Origin of the sequence: Pseudomonas mandelii (genome assembly GCF_002251635.1) — a bacterium.
GTDB lineage: Bacteria > Pseudomonadota > Gammaproteobacteria > Pseudomonadales > Pseudomonadaceae > Aquipseudomonas > Aquipseudomonas mandelii_B.
Genome location: NZ_NMOJ01000244.1, coordinates 74,829 through 92,152, shown reverse-complemented (window position 1 = coordinate 92,152; position 17,324 = coordinate 74,829). Strand labels below are relative to the sequence as shown.

The window sequence follows — 17,324 nt, the reverse complement described above, 5'->3', positions numbered from 1 at the left end:
TGCGTGGGCGATAGCCAAGCGCGATGGTATAACCCCATACGTCGAACAACCTGGTAACGGAAACTGGATCTACGATGTCCCATACCCAAATGCAGGATTTAAAGGTGGACTCCCAGGCGCAGCGGACGGTCATCCGGTATTGAACTCAATTAGAATTGTAGTTAAACCAAACACAAATAACGTTGTTACCGCATTCCCGATGTGAGGATCATATGGAAAAAATATTCTATGCTGCAGATGCATATGTGAGCACATACGGTCAAGGCGCAGACTTGATAATTATAAAATCGCCAGAAGGCACTATATACGGAGCCGCCTGCGAGTTTGATATATGCACAAAAGACATAACTAAAGTCTCTATTCAACAAGGTGAGACTTTTGATGCTAGTGATAAAAAATTTGAAGAAGCTGAATGGCTTGAATATACAGATGACATAGGAACCACTCCCGCCGGATGGGAAGACATCGTAAACGCAGGTCTATCGGATTTTGTATCCGGATACCAACTAGAAAGTGAAGTTGTAATTCACAGATTCAAAAAATAAAAAAAATTGACAAAAAGGGGACAGATTTATTTCCACTAGAGAAAATAAATCTGTCCCCTTTTTCAACAGGGTCTGTTGCTCAGCCAATACCAGTACGACGAACAAGGCCGACTGCAAGCCCACACCGTGGGTCAGCAAGATCGCAACCTGTTCCAGCGTCGCTACGCCTACGATGCCAATGGCAATCTCGCGGGTATCGACGACAGCCGCAAAGGCAATCGTAGCTATCATTACGACCCGCTCGACCGGCTGATCAACGTTCGTGGCACCACGCCGGAAAGTTTCGCCCATGACCCGGCAGGCAACCTGCTCGGCCAAGGTGATCAGCAGGCTGCAAGCCTGGCCAACGTCAAAGGTAACCGCCTGCTGATGCAGGGTGATCGACATTACGACTACGACGCCTATGGCAATTTGAGCCGTGAACGTCGAGGAACCGGACAAAAACTCGTCACTGAATACCGTTACGACTGCCAACACCGCCTGATCGGCGTCAGCCTCCCCGGCGGCAGTAATGCAACCTACAAATACGACGCCTTTGGCCGCCGTATCGCCAAGATCGTGGATGGCCACACCACTGAGTTCCTGTGGCAAGGCGAACGTCTCATCGCCGAAAGCGCCAACAACCGCTACCGCAGCTACATCTATGAACCGGGCACCTTCCGCCCATTGGCCATGCTCGATGGCGAAGGCCCGCTCAAAGCGGAACCGTTCTACTACCAACTCGACCACCTCGGCACCCCGCAGGAACTCACTGACTACAGCGGCCAGATCATGTGGTCGGCGAAGTACCGCGCCTACGGCAACCTCGCCACCCTCGACGTCGCCGAAATCGACAACCCGCTGCGCTTTCAGGGCCAATATTTCGATGCGGAAAGCGGGCTGCACTACAACCGCCATCGCTACTACAATCCGGACAGTGGTCGTTACCTGACGCCTGACCCGGTAAAGCTGGCGGGTGGGATCAACGCGTACCAGTACGTGCCGAACCCTACGGGGTGGGTAGATCCGCTAGGCTTGAATACATGTCCNGGTGGAGATGGTTGCGAGCCAAACTGTACTCCTAAAACAAAGTCCTTAGAGGAATTGGTTCCCGGCGGTAGCATTCCAAGTGTCAAAGATGGCGCATTTAATAAGTGGTTCAATGAGTTGACTCCAGACGAATTTGATACGGTTTGGTCCAACAAAACCTATCAGGACTTCATTAAAGCCAGGTTGAGGTACCCAAGTGGAATTCACGAATGGCACATGGTTTCGAGAGCGGATACATTCAAGCGCTGGGGAGTGAATGCAGAACAAATTTATGAGCTACGGTCCGCAATTTCAGATGTGAAATTTGTCAATCCTGCTGGGCACCATGGCGGTAAAGGCTCGACGAAAGCGCATAATGAAATCCTAGACATTATCGACAACTCCAAAGATCACAGTGAATTCCGAAAAGGCCTAAATGAGTGGGCTGGACGGCGATTGGAAGGCGGTGCCGATGCTCTACCTTCAGGACTAAAAAATTGAGGAAACAAAAAATGGGCTCGAAAAAAATCGTTTCTATTTGGACGGCAAACACCGATTGGGAACCGTCTACTCTTCGAGATGTGATGAGCTCAGAGTATTCTGACGACGGAGACTTTCTTGGCTCTGAGTTCAGTAAGGCTTTCTCACTTGGTTTTGTTGACGATGACACTGTCGAAGCAGATAAAATCGAGCCAACCAATTCTCTAATTAATGCAATTGACGGATGCTCATACGACCTTGACATCGCGTCTGACATGAAAAATAAAAACACTCCTCTGACCGATGCGCCTATAGACACCATAGTTGCAATCTACGACTACTCCTTCTCGGGCACTCCCCAAAACACTAAAATCAGAAATAATCTATTTACATACCGAGGAAGCTTTGAATACCAAGACTAAACTCTCAGAGACTAGAGAGTAAGGGATAAATATATTTCTGCATTCTAAAATAAATCTATCCCTGGGAAATCCTTGATGTTAATCCGGAGACTTCGACTCGTATACCAGGAAACCGATGAAAGTGAAAATTGACAAGAGCCTCTAACTAGAGGTAATAGATCTTATTGTCGCACTGGTTATTGGTGATCTTGATAAAATTTCCGGCAAAAACTAGTATGGAATACTCAACGAACCGGATATTAATGCAAGAATCTCCGAGTACGGCAATACATTGGCATTACCTCCAGCGTCTTTCGTAGAAAAGATAGATAATTATGAGTACAAGGATGGCTCTGGCTTAGCCCTCGATACACCTCTGTGGACAAAGGAGGAAGGAATGAGCGACCTGACTCTTTCCCTTGTGTTGATATACAGCAAAAAGGGGACCAGCAAAAAGGGGACAGATTTATTTTCACTAGAGAAAATAAATCTGTCCCCTTTTTCACCATATACTTCATGGACAAGATCACCTGATATCGCCAGGCAATTTGCGAAAGAGGATGGACTTATTCTGAGAGTTAAAATTGGCGCCCCCAAAGAAGGGGACAAGTGGTCATGGCAGTATTCGAAAGATCGTTGGGGGGGGGGGAGCAAGAAGTTCTCTTGAAAGTACCCCGTAGCGGGGATATCGAGATATTTAAACCATGAATATATTAGATTTGTTACAGCAAAACTTTCATCTCGCAGACGACGGGATAAAATCGGCTCAACTATTAAAAAAAACAACTAACGAAAGTTTCATTTTTAAAAACGATTACATTATAAAAAAAACTAGCGATGCGTATAAAAAATAACTCACCACTCAAAAAGAAATTGCAAACACAACTTCATCGGTAATGCCAGGACTTGAAGAGCTTTTAAATGCGCTTTCAAGTATGGCGCCTGACGCAATACTATCAATGCGCTTCATTGACAGTATCAGTTGGGACGGTCGCATTTTTTATGATGAAAAAAATACATTTATTGGCGCAATAATTGGAAAAAAGAAAAATATAAATTGGGAGACGCCCCCGAACTGGGACGGTTCAGAGGAAATGCTACGAACCTACAACGCCCAAAAAGACAACTAAAACCCTAAAGAAACGGGACACCCATTAGCCGGTCTCCAGTCAAGGCTAAAGGGTTTCTTCCTTCGTTTAAAGGCATGTCGAATTTGGATAGAGCGAAAGAAGGCGGTGCACCTTACATCATGAAGGATGGGGTTCCTCAACAGTTTTAGTTGCACCACTCAAGGCAACATGAAAAGGGGCCGCTTTTTGAGCTAAGTGTAGGACTCACCTTACAACCTTAAAAGGCAAGGGTCGAGAAGCAGTACATCCTTACGGACATAACCAACACCTAGATGCGCCTGTAGATAGGGAACTTTTAAAAAAGTTCCTCAATATTGGAAAGACCGAGCAGCAGCAAAAAGGGGACAGATTTATTTTCACTAGAGAAAATAAATCTGTCCCCATTTTCCGTCGGAGATTTCCTGCAAGCTACGGCGTATATTCGAACTTGCGCTCAGCTTCCCATGCCGATATCGTTTCCGTGTCGTTGCAAATGCAGCGATCGGGTTTAGCAGCTCGGTAAATATCAAGGCACGCAATGTCCCCTCTTGATCAGTCGGTTTTTTTGCCTCCTGATTGGCGTTTTGGTGACTGTGCGTGGGGCACTTCGGTGCGCCGGGTTCCTTGATCCCTGGTCTGCTAACCCGCGTACAGTCGCCACCTTTCGTTTAGCAGCGATGCGTGGTGGCCTCATTGATCAAGGAGTTTCACCATGTTCAAAATCACACCCAACCCACCCGAAACCGACGACGTTTCCCCCTACGAAACCGATAGAACTAAGCAAAGCCACCCAACGCGCCGTCAGCGCCCGCCTCCGCGACCCAAAAAAACCTGACCCCGTCAGCCACGTCTTCACCATCCTCCCCAACATCGACACCGAAACCCTGCTAAGTCATGCCTGCGAAACCCTCGCTTCACTCAACGTTCTCACCACTGACCTGGCCTGTGAACTCGAGGGTTCACACCGCAGCCTCGCGCTGTCGATTCAGCAATTGGCCGTCCTGGGCGAGCTGCTGGTAAACCGAGCGCTGGATAACCTCGATCCACCCGGCGAGGCGTCCGACGTTCCGTCGGGCACTGAGTCTTGAGAGAAAGGAGAATCAGACATGGCTCGATACATGCCAATCACCGGCATCGACTGCATGATCCCTTCCCTGCTGATTGATGCTGAGGCTCCCCTCGACGTATTACATGACACGGCGGCACATCGCCTTTGCTGAAGGACAGGATTTCATGACGTACTTTAAGACCAACCTCAGCAAAAAAGAGGAAAAGGCGCCGGTAGATAGTTCGGCATTATGAAGTCAAAGGGCGCGACGCAACGGCTGCGATTTGCTGGATGTCATAGGCTGACGTTTACAGGCACAGCTTTATATAACAAAAAACGGGCAATCTTATGATCGCCCTTTTTTTATACATTCACCGCCAACAAACTCTCCCCAACCTCATACTTAACAACCACCAGCTTCCTATAAAGCCGCTCATTCTCCAACACCTCACTCCCCTGCCCTTTACTTCGCCGCCTCTGAACCGAATGGCAGTATCCGACCTTCATCAGGAAACCTCGCGCAAAAACCGATGCCAACCTGATAAATGTGATACCAAAAACCCCCGCACCCGATCACACAACAATTCCCCTTCCAACTGCTGCTCGCCCACGTTCAACTTCAACTTCAACTTCAACTGAAAATGCCGATAAAGCCGCTCATTCTCCAACACCTCACTCCCCTGCCCTTTACTTCGCCGCCTCTGAACCGAATGGCAGTATCCGACCTTCATCAGGAAACCGATCGAAGCTGTGGTTTGACCGCTCCACCACTAAAAGCGGCGAATGAATGGCCACCAAATGACAGGTCCATGCCTTCGACGTAACCGCGTTTGCGGGTCGGGCGGCAGAAGGAAAAGTATTCACCCGACGCGATGACTATGTCGTTATTGATGACACGGCCTGTTTGAGGTTGATGACTTTGTTGTGTTGCAGCGCAAAATATCGGAGTTGCCGAGTTTACGAATGAGCTTGGAGGTGTGTTTGAGGTCGCGAAACGACATGCGGGATTCGGCGTTGACGTGCTGCTGCAGGTGCATATCGTACCCGGGAGGTGTTCGCCCAGTGTAATGGCCTCGGCAATCCATGCACTGGTAAAGAGCCTTGCCACTGGGCGAACGGGAAGTATTTTAATGGAAGTTGGCGAAGTTGTCCGCATACATAATCATGAAATTTATCGATACAACATTAATTAAATGTCATCTTAAATATTATTTGTACGACGACAAAAACTCACCAGCTAGACCATTAAAACTGATTGTTCTTATACAAAAAAACTGTACAAGAACAATCAATATATAGAGCTAATACTCAACTTCAGTGTTTGCTGGTCACTGTGAGGATGTCGGTGTAGGTCACGACGACACTCTGTCCAACTTTCAGGTCTTTCAGTTTTGCTTGAACTTCGGGCCGTACAACGTCGATGGTCTTGGACTGGCCGGCAGGGTTTTCAAAGGTCAGCTGGTTTTTCTTCAAGTCGATTTTGGTGATTTTCAGTTGAACCTGCACTTGGCGGTAGGCTTCGCCGCCCGGGTTGTCGCTGCCAGGGGCTGCACGGACTTCGCCGGTGCGCTCGACGGTGCCTGGCAAGCCTTTGTCGACATCGGTGTCGAGGTAGGCGGCGACGGCGCTGGTGACCTTGACGTCGACTTGATCGCCGACTTTCAGATTACCAAGGTTCTTCGCCTTGTCGGTCAGTTGCACGTGGACCTGACGCCCTTCCGGTCCTTCCAGGACAACCCGGTGATTCGCCGCGTCGACCGAGACCACTTTGGTGGTGACCTCGTCCGCTTCCACAACGGCAGACAGCGGAATGTCCGCAGCCATGGCGCCAAGGCTGGTGGTAGACAGCAAGGTAGCGAGGGTGATGGCTTTCGTCAGTGCGTGGAGTTTCATAAGCATACTTTCCCTGTGATTGGGTGGCAGCAGACGGCTCTGGCCCGAGGGTCAGCGCCGACTGTGCAACTCAGCATAGACGCAGTTCAGGGATTTTTTGCAGTTTCTTGCGCGGTGGATTCACCGCTTTGCGTGCCCTTGCCGCTTTCCTTGCGCCGGGTCGGATCGGTGGAGCGCAGGGCGTCGTTGTCGCGCTCGACTTCGCCCGCTGGGCGCGGTTCGTCGGGGTGTTTTTCGATGTCGGGTGATTGGGGTTTCATGTGGATCTCCTCAGGCTTCGGGATCATCGACCTCTTGTGCGACGTTTACGGAAGGCGAGTCTTTGTGGGATTGCTCGGCCTTGGCCTTCAATGTCTGCCACTGTTCCAGGTCAATGGCGCCCTGCCCCAGCAAGTCGTCGGCCACCCGCAGCAGTTCGCTGTAGTGGGCGTCGGGGGATTGCTGCCAGTAGGCCTTGTCTTCGAACAAGCGCTGCCAGGCATCGAGGTCAGGTGGCTTGAGGTCTTCGCTCATGACGGGCTCCATTGAATGGGCTTGTTAACTTAGGAGGCCGTCGCCGAACCGAGAGTTCCGACTCAATACCCGGTCATTTCCAGATAACCCGTGCCACCTTTGAATTGCACGGGGCCTTCCCAGTAAGGAATGCGCAAATCCATCCAGGCGTTGGGATTGAGGGCGGTGATGGAGATGTCGAGATGTTTGGCCGGGATTTTGATCGCCCAGCGCACCGGCATTTCACGGCCGGCGACTTTGGCAGTGTCCTGCGGTGTGAGGCTGATGTCGGAGGCATGCAATGACTGAGTCTGGCCTTGAGCATCGATCCACGTGCCTGTGAGATAAGGCGCGCCGTCCTTTTGCCGCATGCGATAAAGCATGACCTGTTCACCGCTGTCCAGGTGCAGCGAAAACCAGTCCCAACCTGTTTGATTGGCCGTCAACGGCTGACTGCTCCATTCGCGATCGAGCCAGGCCGGACCGCTGACCTGATAAGTTTTGCCATCGATTTCCAGCGCGCCACTGGCCTGGAAGAACGGCTGGCTGTAGTAATACGACGCCTGCCCTTGTTCGGATTTCTGACTGAAACCCTTGTCGCCCTGAAGCACCAGTGGACGGGTGGACGTCAACCGCAATTGGTAGCTGAAGCCCTTGTCCCGCGCGCTGAGTTGCAGATCTGCCAAGGCATCGGGCCCCTGGCTGCTGAAACGCCAATCGTCGATCCAGGCATTGAACGGTGCGAGACTCACCCCCGCCTGACCAACCCCGCCACGGGCATAGCGTTCGGCGGCGTGATGGGCGGTTGCCGACGTCACGGCTGCGTGCCCCAGCCAAATGGTCTGATTGCCCCAACCCGACTGCTCCGGGACAGCTTTCAACGCGCTGCGAAACAAAGTCCACTGCACGCCGAACAGATTGCCTTGCGCGTCTTTGAGATTGGCAGTGACGTACCACCATTCGATTCGGAAACCATCGTGGGGACCGTGGTCTGCCGGGAAGCTGAACACCCGGCCGGGCACCACTGGTGTGAATACGGAGGCGTCACCACCAAGACCTGCGAAGCCCTTCTCCTCAGGCACCGAATCATCACAGCCGCTCAGCAACGCCAATAACAAAAGACCGACCTTAATCCTCATGAGCAAACGTCCTCAGCAGGTCCGCCGGTTGCGTGCGATACAGCGAATACAGCGGCCACGCCGATGCCAGCAAGGTCGCGAACAACGCCAGGCCCATCAACTGCAACAGCTGCAACGGAAACACCCGCAACGGCAATCGCCAGCCAAATGCCTGCACGTTGATCACCGTGTCCAGGCACCACGCCAACGCGATCCCCAACGGCAACGCCAGCACCAGCGTCAGCACCGCCAGCAACCAGGTTTGNCCAAGGTTGAGCAGCATCAATTGCCGCCGCGTCACCCCCAGCGCCCAGAGTGGCGCGAGTTGACCCAGACGGCTCTGGCTCTGGGTCAGCAAGCTGATAAACAACGCCACACCGGCCACGCCGAGGGTGAGGCTGTTCAAGGCGGCGGTGGCGGCGAAGGTGCGTTCAAACACTTGGCTCGACCAGCCTTTGAGTTGCTGCTGATCGACGATTCGGCTGTCGTCCAGGCTGAAACGTGTTTGCAGCGTTTTGAGGAACGGCGCAATCAACGCGGGCTCGATGCGCAGGTTGAAACGATTGGGCGTGAGCTGCGGCCACCCGCGCAGCAGATGATTGCCGTTCACCAGTATGTGGCCCTTGGGATTGCCGTAGTCGGCGTAGATCCCGACGATCCGCGGCGACCACGGGCCGCCCGGCGTGGGAATGGTCAGGTGATCGCCGAGCCGCACCTTTAAGCGCCGGGCCAGTTGCTCGCTGAGCATCAGCGCATCGTCCTTGGCCAAACGGTCCCAGGGGTTGTCGCCCAAGGCTTCCAGCAGCGGCCAATGCTGGCGGTAGGTCGGGTGATCGATCACGCCGAAGATATCTGCCGGCCAGCCTTGGAGCTGGATCGACACCTGCCAGTTGGGCAGCACGGCCGTCAGTGAAGGCTGCTGTTTGAGCCAGGTGTGAAGTTCTCGGGACTGTGCCGGGTTTTGTGGATTGATGTAGAGCTCGGCGGTCAGCCGTTGTTCGAGCCAGTCGTTGAAGGTCTGGCGGAAACCGGCGGTCATGCTGCCGGCACCGATGTTCGCCGCCAGCGCCAACAGCAGCGCCATCAGGGCCAGGCTCAGCGCCGGCAGTTGCTGACGGCAGTCGGCGAGAAACCATTGGCCGAGCACCGAATGACTGCGGCTCAACGCCAGGTTCAAGACCAGATTCAGCACCACCGGCAAGGCCAGTGCGGCACCGATCAACAGCGCCGCCATCAGCACAAAGCCACTGGCCAGGCTCTCACCCCGGAACAAGGCGATGAGCGCGATGACAGCAGCCAGTGCCGCGACCCAACCCTGACGCCGTAACCAGCGCGCGTGAGCTTGATGCCAGGCCTGCGGATCGGCCAAAGCCAGCAACGGAAGACGTGCCGCCCGCAGCAGACTGTTGGCCCCGGCCAGCAACGCGCCGAGCAGGCTCAGGCCCACACCGCTGAACCACCACCACGGACTGAGGCTCAACTGCCCCGCCACTTCGGCACCGTACAAACCGCGCAGACTGGCGGCCACATCCGGCAACAGCACGCTGGCCAGCAGGTAGCCGCTGGCGACGCCGGCAAGGCCGCCGATCAGCGCCAGCGCTCCCAGCTCAACCACCAGACACGTGATCAGCATTCGAGCGCTGACCCCACAGGCGCGCAGGGTTCTGAGCAAGCCTCGACGTTGCTCCAGCGCTAGCCCGATCGCGGCGTGAACGATGAACAAGCCGACTACAAACGACAGAAACCCCAAGGCATCGAGGTTCAAGTGAAAGCTTTCAGTCAACCGCGAAAGGTTGTTTTCTTCCCCACTGGTTTTGAGCTGCAACTGGCCTTTGTATTGATCGGGCAGTGCGGCACTGAAATCCTTGGGCAACAGCAGGCGCGACAGTTGCTCCGGCAGGCCGAGAATCTGCTGGGCGAAGCCGATGTCCACCAGCAACATGCCGGGGGCCATATCGGTTTGAACGTGCAGCGGAGGCAATGCCACGCCGCTCACGCTCAGCGGCTGTTCACCTTCATGCAGACCCAACGCTTGCAAAGTCTGCGGCGAAATCCAGGTGCGGCCCGGCGGGGTGAAAAACTCGACAATTTGCTCGATCGCCAACGACCGCCCCGCCACCGCCGAGCCGGCCGGCAGCGACACCGGTTCGATGCCCATCAGCTGTAGACGTTGCTCCTCATGGCCCTTGAGCGTCACCCGCCCTTGCAACACGGGCGATACCGGCCAGCCCGCGCGACGCAGGTCGACAAACAGTTGCTGGGAAAAGGTCGCGCCACTGGGCGCACTAAGGCTGGCTTGCGGTTCGCCGCCGATCAACTGACTGGCTCGAGCATAGCTGTCACGCGCCTGGCTGTTCAGTGCCTCTACGCCGGTCAGCAGGCTGGTGGCGAGCCAAAGCCCGGCCAGCACACTGAAAAATTGCACCGGGTGCTGCCACCAATGGCTGAGCAGCGCCCGCAACGTTTCACGAAAGACGCGCACCTCAGTGCTCGCCCGCGCCAGCCAGATGGCCGCGGTGCAGCACCACTTGTTCCGCCAGGCGTGCGGCAACGCGATGACTATGCGTGACCATCAACAGGGTGGTAGGACTGTCGTCGAGCAATTCCAGCAGCAACTTCAATACTTCATCGCTGGTGGCTTCATCGAGGCTGCCGGTGGGCTCGTCGGCCAACAGCAATTTCGGCTTCGACGCCAGGGCGCGACCCAAAGCGACTCGCTGCTGTTGCCCTCCGGAGAGCTGCTCAGGGTAACGCCGCAGCAAATCACTCAAGCCCAGTCGCTGCACCAGATGCGCCTGCCAGCGCGGATCATGCCGCCCGGCCAGGCGCGCCTGAAACGCCAGATTGTCCTCGACCCGCAGGCTGCCGATCAGGTTGAACTGCTGGAACACCAGGCCAATTTCAGTCCGCCGCCAGTTCGCCAGTTGCCCTTCGTTCATCTGGTCCAGCCGATGTTCGCCGCTTTGAATGCTGCCGCGATCGACCTTGTCCAGCCCGGCGATCAAGTGCAGCAAGGTGCTCTTGCCACTGCCCGACTCGCCCATCAGCGCCAGGCTGCTGCCGGGTTTCAATGTCAGGTCGACACCTTGCAGCACCGGCAACGGACCTTGCGCAGTGGCGTAGCTTTTGAAGACGCCCTTGACCTGAAGCATGGGGGGAGGCTCGCTGATGGCAGTGCGCCTAGGATAGCGGACGGTAGCGGCACCGCGTTATCGTTCTTCGCGGGCAAGCCACGCTCCCACAGGACCGCGTCGTTCACAGCATTGGTAAACAACGCGGTCCCGTGGGAGCGTGGCCTGCCCGCGAAGAGGCCGGATCAGACAACCCAAAACCTCACTGCCCCACCGCCACACTCGTCGCCGCCTGCCCCGGCGTCACAATGCTCTTCAGATCAATATGCTTCCATTCAGGCTTCGCCCCCAACCGGGCATTGAACCGATAGTTGAACGTAAACTCGTCCGCGGTCGGCACGCTCAACGGCTTGCCATACACCGACTCGATCCCCGCCAAGTCATAGCCCATCAACTGCAACAGCGTCGGGAAGATGTTGTAGTGACTCGACCGATCCTTGTTCGCGGCCAGCGCCTTCGGCCAATCCAGTGTGCGCAACTGATCGCCTTGAATCACCACCAGCGGCACCAGGCCCTCCTCTTCCACCGGATCGCCCCCGCAGTGCGTATTCAACCCTGGGTTGCCTCGTTCATGCAGGTCTTGCCCATGGTCCGAGGTGTAGATCAGCAGCGCGTTGCTCATGTCCGCCTGGGCGAAAACCCGGGAGAAAAACTCCCCGACGTTCCACAGCAGCGTGTTTTTGTAGGCATTGCGGTACAGCAGCCAGTCATCCGGCTGACCGTTGAAGCCATCGCGCTTGCCGGTGTCCGCGATCTCGACAAACTGCCCGCGAGGCAGTGTCGGACGATAGGCCATGAACGCGTCCGGGTACTTGTCATGCACCGGAAAATGCGCGCCCACCTTGTTGATCACCACCAGCTCAGGCTTGCCGTCGTTGAGCAGGTCGATCAGTTTCGCCGCTGCCGCCATGTCGCGATCACGCACGCTGGTCTGGTCGAACTGCACAAATTCGTCGATGTCCTTTTTCTCGGCTTCGTTCATCAGGTTCTGCAAGTTGCCACCGGTGCGCTGGGCATCGATGTACACGGTGCGCAGGCCCGCCTTCTTCGCATACTGCCAGATCGACGGCATCGTGCTGTTGATGCGCATGTAGTCGGCGCGGGTGCCGCCGTACCGCAGGGTGATGTTGGTGTCGGCGCTGCAATTGGCAATGGACGCGGCGTATCCGTAATTGAAGATCGCGACGCCCGGGCGCGGTTCCTTGAGGTTGCTGTGCACACCGAACGGCGCGTTGATGTCCAGGTAGTTGCCGGAAATGCTTTCGTCGATGACCAGCACGATGTCGTGCCCCGGCGGCGCGTCGTTGCGCGCCAGGCTCACAGGCTCGCGCGGGCCGACGGTGTTGTGCAGGGCTTCATAAGTGAACAGATTCAAATAAGCCAGCGGCGTGTACATGATCGGCAGGCCACGGGCGCCTTCGCCAGCGCGCACAAACAACACCGCACTGAGCAGCAGCACCCCGAGCACCGGCGCCGCCACCAGCAACGCACCGGGCAATGGCATTCGCCGACGCGGTTTGAGCCCGATGCCGAACAACAGCAGCAAGCCGCCGACCACCCCACTGATGATCGCGTCGCGGTACTGGTACGCCGCCTCCTGAATGAACCCACCGGAATACACCAGCGACACGAAGCTGCTGTAGGTCAGGTAGTCGGCCGTGACGCGGGTATAGACATCGAAAAACACCGCGGACACAAACATCACCAGGGCAAATAGATGACGGATCAATGTCTGGCGAATGTAAGCGGTCATAAAAAGCGCCACGGTTAGCGCGATAAACATCCCGCCAAACAGCAGCACTGGAAAACCTATTCCCATTGCGCTCAGGCGTTCCAGGTAATAGTCGTAATTTTTGAATAAGTAGAGAACTAAGAGCAGTTCTTTAAGGTATCGAATCATAGTCTTTCCGATGCTCGCGGCCGTCCGTTGGCCAATAGATTGTCGGCCATTTTTTGACACTAGCACCGGGCCATCAAAGCGCAAGAAATGTCGGGTTTTTACACAAAGCGTCAAAAAAACGTTGACTCAAATCTGACACACTCGAACCGCTACAACCCTTGTGTTTCATGCCCTACGACCGTTTATCGTTTTCTTCGACATGTGAAAAACCCGTCAAAACCGCGGCAAATCCAGCAGCGGCAAGCACTTGATGGCAAAACGCCCCAAAAATGGGGCTGTTATAGCAGTGCAACATGTCATTTTGCTGACACGTTTTCCCAGCGCTGGGCTATACCCCTTTTGACAGTCTTATTTAAGTTCTTTCCACCGTCTTACGAGGCACGCCAATATGGACGTGAGCGTATTTGGTACGGGCTATGTTGGCCTGATACAAGCAGCGGCACTGGCCGATGTCGGACATCGTGTCTTATGTGTCGACATCGATCCGAACAAGATCAAGCAATTGCAACAGGCCGTGCCGCCGATCAGCGAACCGGGGTTATCCAGCACGCTGGAAGAGAACATCAAGGCCGGCCGTTTGCTGTTCACGACCCAGGCCAGCGATGCAGTCGAACACGCCGAGCTGATTTTCATCGCCGTCGGCACGCCCGCCGATGAAGACGGGTCGGCCGACCTCAGTCACGTACTGAATGTAGCCCGCCAGATCGCCAGTTACATGGAGGCCGATCGCACCCTGATCATCAAGTCCACCGTGCCGGTCGGCACCGCGGACCAGGTGTCTGCCACCGCCAACGAAGAACTGCTGCGCCGTGGCAAGAGCGCCCTCACTGTGCGGGTGGTCTCCAACCCCGAGTTTCTCAAGGAAGGCAGCGCCCTCGCCGATTGCATGCGCCCGGACCGGATCATCGTCGGCACCGACGACGAAGAAGCCCGCGGCCAGCTCAGCGAGCTCTACGCGCCGTTCTGCCGCAACCATGAAAAGATCATGTTCATGGACAACCGCAGCGCCGAGCTGACCAAGTACGCGGCCAACGCGATGCTCGCCACGCGCATCAGTTTCATGAACGAACTGGCCAACCTCACCGAGCTGCTGGGAGCTGACATTGAAGCGGTGCGCAAAGGCATCGGTTCGGACCCACGCATCGGCTACCACTTCATCTACCCGGGTTGCGGTTTCGGCGGCTCGTGCTTCCCCAAGGATCTGCGTGCCCTGCTGCACACTGCCGAACATAACGGCATGCCGTTGCGCCTGTTGCGCAGCGTCACCGACGTCAACGACAGTCAGCGTCACATCCTCTTCAGCAAACTGAAAGCGCAATTCCCCAACGGCCTGGCCGGCAAATCCATCGCGATCTGGGGCCTGGCGTTCAAGCCCAACACCGATGACATGCGCGAAGCCCCCAGCCGTTACCTGATGGAAGCGCTCTGGGCCGAAGGCGCGAGCGTGCAGGCTTATGACCCGGAAGCCATGTCCGAATGCCGGCGCATTTACGGCTACCGCAATAACTTGCACCTGTGCGCCACCCGCGACGACACCCTGGAAGATGCCGACGCCCTGGTGATCTGCACCGAGTGGAAGAACTTCCGTGTGGTCGACTTTGACTTGCTGGCGAGCAAACTGCGCTCGCGGGTGATCGTCGACGGTCGCAACCTCTACAACCCGGAACAAGTGGCGGCGGCCGGTTTGCACTACAGCGGCATTGGCCTGCGGCACATCGTTCCCGAGGCGCCGCGACCATGAAGATTCTCGTCACCGGAGCGGCCGGTTTCATTGGTGCCCATTGCGTGTTGCGGCTGATCCGTGACGGGCACCAGGTGCTAGGCCTCGACAATTTCAATGATTACTACGACCCGCAACTCAAACACGACCGCGTGGATTGGGTGCAGGAGCAGGTTGGCGCTTTCCAGCTCGCGACGGTTGACCTGGCCGACGGTCCGGCCATCGAGGCCCTGTTTGTCCGTGAAAAGCCTGAGGTGGTGATTCACCTCGCCGCCCAGGCCGGGGTGCGTTACTCGCTGGAGAACCCAAGGGCTTACCTCGAGAGCAATTTGAGCGGGTTCCTCAACATTCTCGAAAGCTGCCGCAACCACCCGGTCAAGCATCTGATCTATGCCTCGTCCAGTTCGGTCTACGGCGCGAACCAGCACACGCCCTATTCGGTGAAGGACGGCGTCAACCATCCGCTGTCGCTGTACGCCGCGACCAAGAAAGCCAACGAGCTGATGGCCCACAGCTACAGCCACCTGTATGGCATTCCCTGCACCGGCCTGCGTTTTTTCACCGTGTACGGGCCTTGGGGGCGGCCAGACATGTCGCCGATCCAGTTCGCCCGGGCGATTGCCGAAGGAACGCCGCTGAAGTTGTTCAACTACGGCGAGCACCAGCGCGACTTCACCTACATCGACGACATCATCGAAAGCATCGCACGCCTGATCGAGCGTCCACCGCAAGCCAACGCCGAATGGGACCGTGAACAACCGGACCCGGCCAGCAGCATGGCGCCGTGGCGGATCTTCAACATCGGCGGCCAGCACCCGGTGGAGCTCAAGGATTACCTGGCGCTGCTGGAAAAACACCTTGGACAAAAAGCCCTCGTCGAGTTGCTGCCGCTGCAGCCGGGCGACGTGCTCAACACCTGCGCCGATGCCAGCGACCTGGCTCGGGCGACCGGATTTCAGCCTTGTATCGAGCTGGATGAGGGACTCGGGCGCTTCATCGCCTGGTTCCGCGATTACTACCCACTGCCTATCGCCCACGCGCCGCTAGCGGCTGAACTTCAGCGGAGGATTCTATGACTGGACATGAAAAAACGGTGCCCCTGCAACAGATGCGCCGGGACAAGCGCCTGGACCCGGAGCACCGAATGCGCCTCGACACCGCGATCCATATGCAGGGTCGTGGCTGGATGACCGGCCGTGACGGCGGTCGCCCCTGGACGTTGTCACGCACCAACCGCGTGGTCGCCTGCTTCGGCGCGCTGGTCATTCTGCTATTGATCTCGCCCATCCTGTTGGGCCTGGCGCTGGCGATCAAATTCAGCAGCCCGGGACCGGTGATGTTCGTGCAGAAACGCACGGGCTACCGCGGTCGCAAGTTCGGCATGTACAAGTTTCGCACCATGGTGGCCAACGCCGAGGAGCTCAAGGAGTCCCTGCGTCACCTGAACAAGCACGGCGCCGACGCGATCGATTTCAAGATCGACAAGGATCCGCGCATCACCGGCATCGGTGGTTTCCTGCGGCGCAGCAGCCTGGATGAGCTGCCGAACCTGATCAATGTGGTGATGGGCGACATGCGCCTGGTGGGCCCGCGGCCAACCTCGTTCAACGCGTACCGCTACAAGGACAATCACCTTGCACGCCTGAGCATCTACCCCGGCATGACCGGCCTGTGGCAGATCTCCGGGCGCAGCAATATCGACTTCGACCAGCGCGTTGAGTTGGACCTCAGCTATATCGCCGAGCAGAGCCTGTTGCTTGATCTGAAGATCCTGTTGAAAACCCCCTTCAAAGTATTCAGCGGCCACGGAGCGAGTTAAATGGACGGTTCATCAGCCAAAAGCCTAAGCATTGCCAACCCGAGCGAGTCCAACCTGACGTCGACCGTGCTCGATCAAGATCTGCGGATCCTATTCCTCACCGCCGCTAACCCCGGCGCAGGCACCACCACCAGTGCCCTGGCGCTGGCCAGTCAGCTGGCACAAATGAGTAGCGGCGAGGTGCTGCTGGTCGATGCCAGCCAGTCATCGACCAACCTCACGCAGCAGCTGGGGCTGACCAAGGAGCGCGGTTTTCGCGACCTGCTGTTCAACACCCAGAGCCCGCCATTGCTGCAGGACTGCGTGGTGAATGTGTCCAGCCTGCCCTTCCACATCTTGCCTAACGGCCGGTATGTGCGCGGCACCGAACACCTGACACCCGAACGCCTGGGCCCGTTGCTCGATCAGCTCGGCAGTCAGTATCGCTTTGTGGTGATCGACGGCGACGCGGTGTATTCCGCCGCCGACACCATGATCATCAGCACCCAGGTGGACGGCGTGATCATGGTCGTGCGCTCCGAAGATACGCGCTGGGAAGTGGCCCAGGCGGCGGTTCAGCGCTTGACCCAGGCCGGCGCAAAACTGGTCGGCAGCGTCTTCAACCGACGTAAGTACTACATGCCGAAATGGCTCTACAAAAACCTGTGAGCAATCAGAAAA

At 56.4% G+C, this 17,324-nt stretch carries 15 protein-coding genes and 2 pseudogenes; 10 read left to right on the top strand and 7 right to left on the bottom strand.

The features are described from left to right. The first annotated feature begins 212 nt into the window (after positions 1-212). The 6 genes and pseudogenes from B7L09_RS29500 to B7L09_RS32585 all read left to right on the top strand — a co-directional run bounded on the left by B7L09_RS29500 (position 213) and on the right by B7L09_RS32585 (position 4,631). Complete coding sequence (locus B7L09_RS29500; protein ID WP_010455584.1) at positions 213-545, top strand: hypothetical protein; 333 nt, start codon at positions 213-215, stop codon at positions 543-545. A gap of 63 nt (positions 546-608) precedes the next feature. Continuing rightward, positions 609-2,054, top strand: a pseudogene (locus B7L09_RS29495) (RHS repeat domain-containing protein); the annotation flags it as partial. An 11-nt stretch (positions 2,055-2,065) separates the two neighbouring features. Then, positions 2,066-2,455 (top strand): immunity 22 family protein, encoded by a 390-nt coding sequence (locus B7L09_RS29490; RefSeq protein WP_010455588.1) that lies wholly within the window; start codon positions 2,066-2,068, stop codon positions 2,453-2,455. A gap of 220 nt (positions 2,456-2,675) precedes the next feature. Next, entirely contained in the window at positions 2,676-3,101 is a 426-nt protein-coding gene (locus B7L09_RS32960) for a DUF7668 domain-containing protein (RefSeq protein WP_438269359.1), read from the top strand. 229 nt (positions 3,102-3,330) lie between these two features. Next, positions 3,331-3,564 (top strand): hypothetical protein, encoded by a 234-nt coding sequence (locus tag B7L09_RS29480; protein WP_141213517.1) that lies wholly within the window; start codon positions 3,331-3,333, stop codon positions 3,562-3,564. Positions 3,565-4,255: 691 nt separating this feature from the next. After that, a pseudogene (locus B7L09_RS32585) lies at positions 4,256-4,631 on the top strand (DUF6124 family protein). Between the two features lie 1,274 nt (positions 4,632-5,905). Here B7L09_RS32585 and B7L09_RS29465 read toward each other — a convergent pair. From B7L09_RS29465 to B7L09_RS29440, 7 genes are all read right to left on the bottom strand, one after another. Further along, the gene (locus B7L09_RS29465; RefSeq protein WP_094471754.1) at positions 5,906-6,484 is read right to left on the bottom strand and encodes a hypothetical protein; all 579 of its coding nucleotides are present in this window, start codon (positions 6,482-6,484) and stop codon (positions 5,906-5,908) included. Between the two features lie 86 nt (positions 6,485-6,570). After that, entirely contained in the window at positions 6,571-6,744 is a 174-nt protein-coding gene (locus B7L09_RS32100; protein WP_176457791.1) for a hypothetical protein, read from the bottom strand. A 10-nt stretch (positions 6,745-6,754) separates the two neighbouring features. Continuing rightward, positions 6,755-6,997, bottom strand: coding sequence for a hypothetical protein (locus tag B7L09_RS29460; RefSeq protein ID WP_094471753.1), 243 nt, complete (start codon positions 6,995-6,997; stop codon positions 6,755-6,757). 62 nt (positions 6,998-7,059) lie between these two features. Then, positions 7,060-8,115, bottom strand: a complete 1,056-nt coding sequence (locus B7L09_RS29455) for a lipocalin-like domain-containing protein (protein WP_094471752.1) — start codon at positions 8,113-8,115, stop codon at positions 7,060-7,062. Then, positions 8,105-10,576 carry an ABC transporter permease gene (locus B7L09_RS29450; protein ID WP_094471751.1) on the bottom strand — a complete coding sequence of 824 codons (2,472 nt, stop codon included), beginning with the start codon at positions 10,574-10,576 and terminating at the stop codon, positions 8,105-8,107. Before B7L09_RS29450 ends, B7L09_RS29455 begins: the two co-directional genes overlap by 11 nt. Position 10,577: 1 nt before the next feature. Continuing rightward, positions 10,578-11,246 (bottom strand): ABC transporter ATP-binding protein, encoded by a 669-nt coding sequence (locus B7L09_RS29445; protein WP_094471750.1) that lies wholly within the window; start codon positions 11,244-11,246, stop codon positions 10,578-10,580. 181 nt (positions 11,247-11,427) lie between these two features. Beyond that, the gene (locus B7L09_RS29440; protein ID WP_094471749.1) at positions 11,428-13,125 is read right to left on the bottom strand and encodes a sulfatase-like hydrolase/transferase; all 1,698 of its coding nucleotides are present in this window, start codon (positions 13,123-13,125) and stop codon (positions 11,428-11,430) included. Positions 13,126-13,513: 388 nt separating this feature from the next. Here B7L09_RS29440 and B7L09_RS29435 point away from each other — a divergent pair, with 388 nt between their 5' ends. The 4 genes from B7L09_RS29435 to B7L09_RS29420 are packed head-to-tail and all read left to right on the top strand — an operon-like array spanning position 13,514 to position 17,312. Continuing rightward, positions 13,514-14,866, top strand: coding sequence for a UDP-glucose dehydrogenase family protein (locus tag B7L09_RS29435; protein WP_094471748.1), 1,353 nt, complete (start codon positions 13,514-13,516; stop codon positions 14,864-14,866). After that, complete coding sequence (locus B7L09_RS29430; protein WP_094471747.1) at positions 14,863-15,921, top strand: NAD-dependent epimerase; 1,059 nt, start codon at positions 14,863-14,865, stop codon at positions 15,919-15,921. Before B7L09_RS29435 ends, B7L09_RS29430 begins: the two co-directional genes overlap by 4 nt. Then, positions 15,918-16,664: a sugar transferase gene (locus B7L09_RS29425; RefSeq protein ID WP_094471746.1), complete on the top strand. Its 747-nt coding sequence runs from the start codon at positions 15,918-15,920 to the stop codon at positions 16,662-16,664. Before B7L09_RS29430 ends, B7L09_RS29425 begins: the two co-directional genes overlap by 4 nt. Next, entirely contained in the window at positions 16,665-17,312 is a 648-nt protein-coding gene (locus tag B7L09_RS29420; protein WP_094471745.1) for a CpsD/CapB family tyrosine-protein kinase, read from the top strand. Positions 17,313-17,324 lie beyond the last annotated feature (12 nt).

Bases quoted from the DNA above. Each gene is read 5' to 3' on its own strand.
- B7L09_RS29460 (WP_094471753.1), bottom strand. From the start codon at position 6,997: ATGAGCGAAGACCTCAAGCCACCTGACCTCGATGCCTGGCAGCGCTTG.
- B7L09_RS29500 (WP_010455584.1), top strand. From the start codon at position 213: ATGGAAAAAATATTCTATGCTGCAGATGCATATGTGAGCACATACGGT.
- B7L09_RS32100 (WP_176457791.1), bottom strand. From the start codon at position 6,744: ATGAAACCCCAATCACCCGACATCGAAAAACACCCCGACGAACCGCGC.
- B7L09_RS29440 (WP_094471749.1), bottom strand. From the start codon at position 13,125: ATGATTCGATACCTTAAAGAACTGCTCTTAGTTCTCTACTTATTCAAA.
- B7L09_RS29435 (WP_094471748.1), top strand. From the start codon at position 13,514: ATGGACGTGAGCGTATTTGGTACGGGCTATGTTGGCCTGATACAAGCA.
- B7L09_RS29455 (WP_094471752.1), bottom strand. From the start codon at position 8,115: ATGAGGATTAAGGTCGGTCTTTTGTTATTGGCGTTGCTGAGCGGCTGT.
- B7L09_RS29420 (WP_094471745.1), top strand. From the start codon at position 16,665: ATGGACGGTTCATCAGCCAAAAGCCTAAGCATTGCCAACCCGAGCGAG.
- B7L09_RS29445 (WP_094471750.1), bottom strand. From the start codon at position 11,246: ATGCTTCAGGTCAAGGGCGTCTTCAAAAGCTACGCCACTGCGCAAGGT.
- B7L09_RS29425 (WP_094471746.1), top strand. From the start codon at position 15,918: ATGACTGGACATGAAAAAACGGTGCCCCTGCAACAGATGCGCCGGGAC.
- B7L09_RS29465 (WP_094471754.1), bottom strand. From the start codon at position 6,484: ATGAAACTCCACGCACTGACGAAAGCCATCACCCTCGCTACCTTGCTG.
- B7L09_RS29430 (WP_094471747.1), top strand. From the start codon at position 14,863: ATGAAGATTCTCGTCACCGGAGCGGCCGGTTTCATTGGTGCCCATTGC.
- B7L09_RS29490 (WP_010455588.1), top strand. From the start codon at position 2,066: ATGGGCTCGAAAAAAATCGTTTCTATTTGGACGGCAAACACCGATTGG.
- B7L09_RS29480 (WP_141213517.1), top strand. From the start codon at position 3,331: ATGCCAGGACTTGAAGAGCTTTTAAATGCGCTTTCAAGTATGGCGCCT.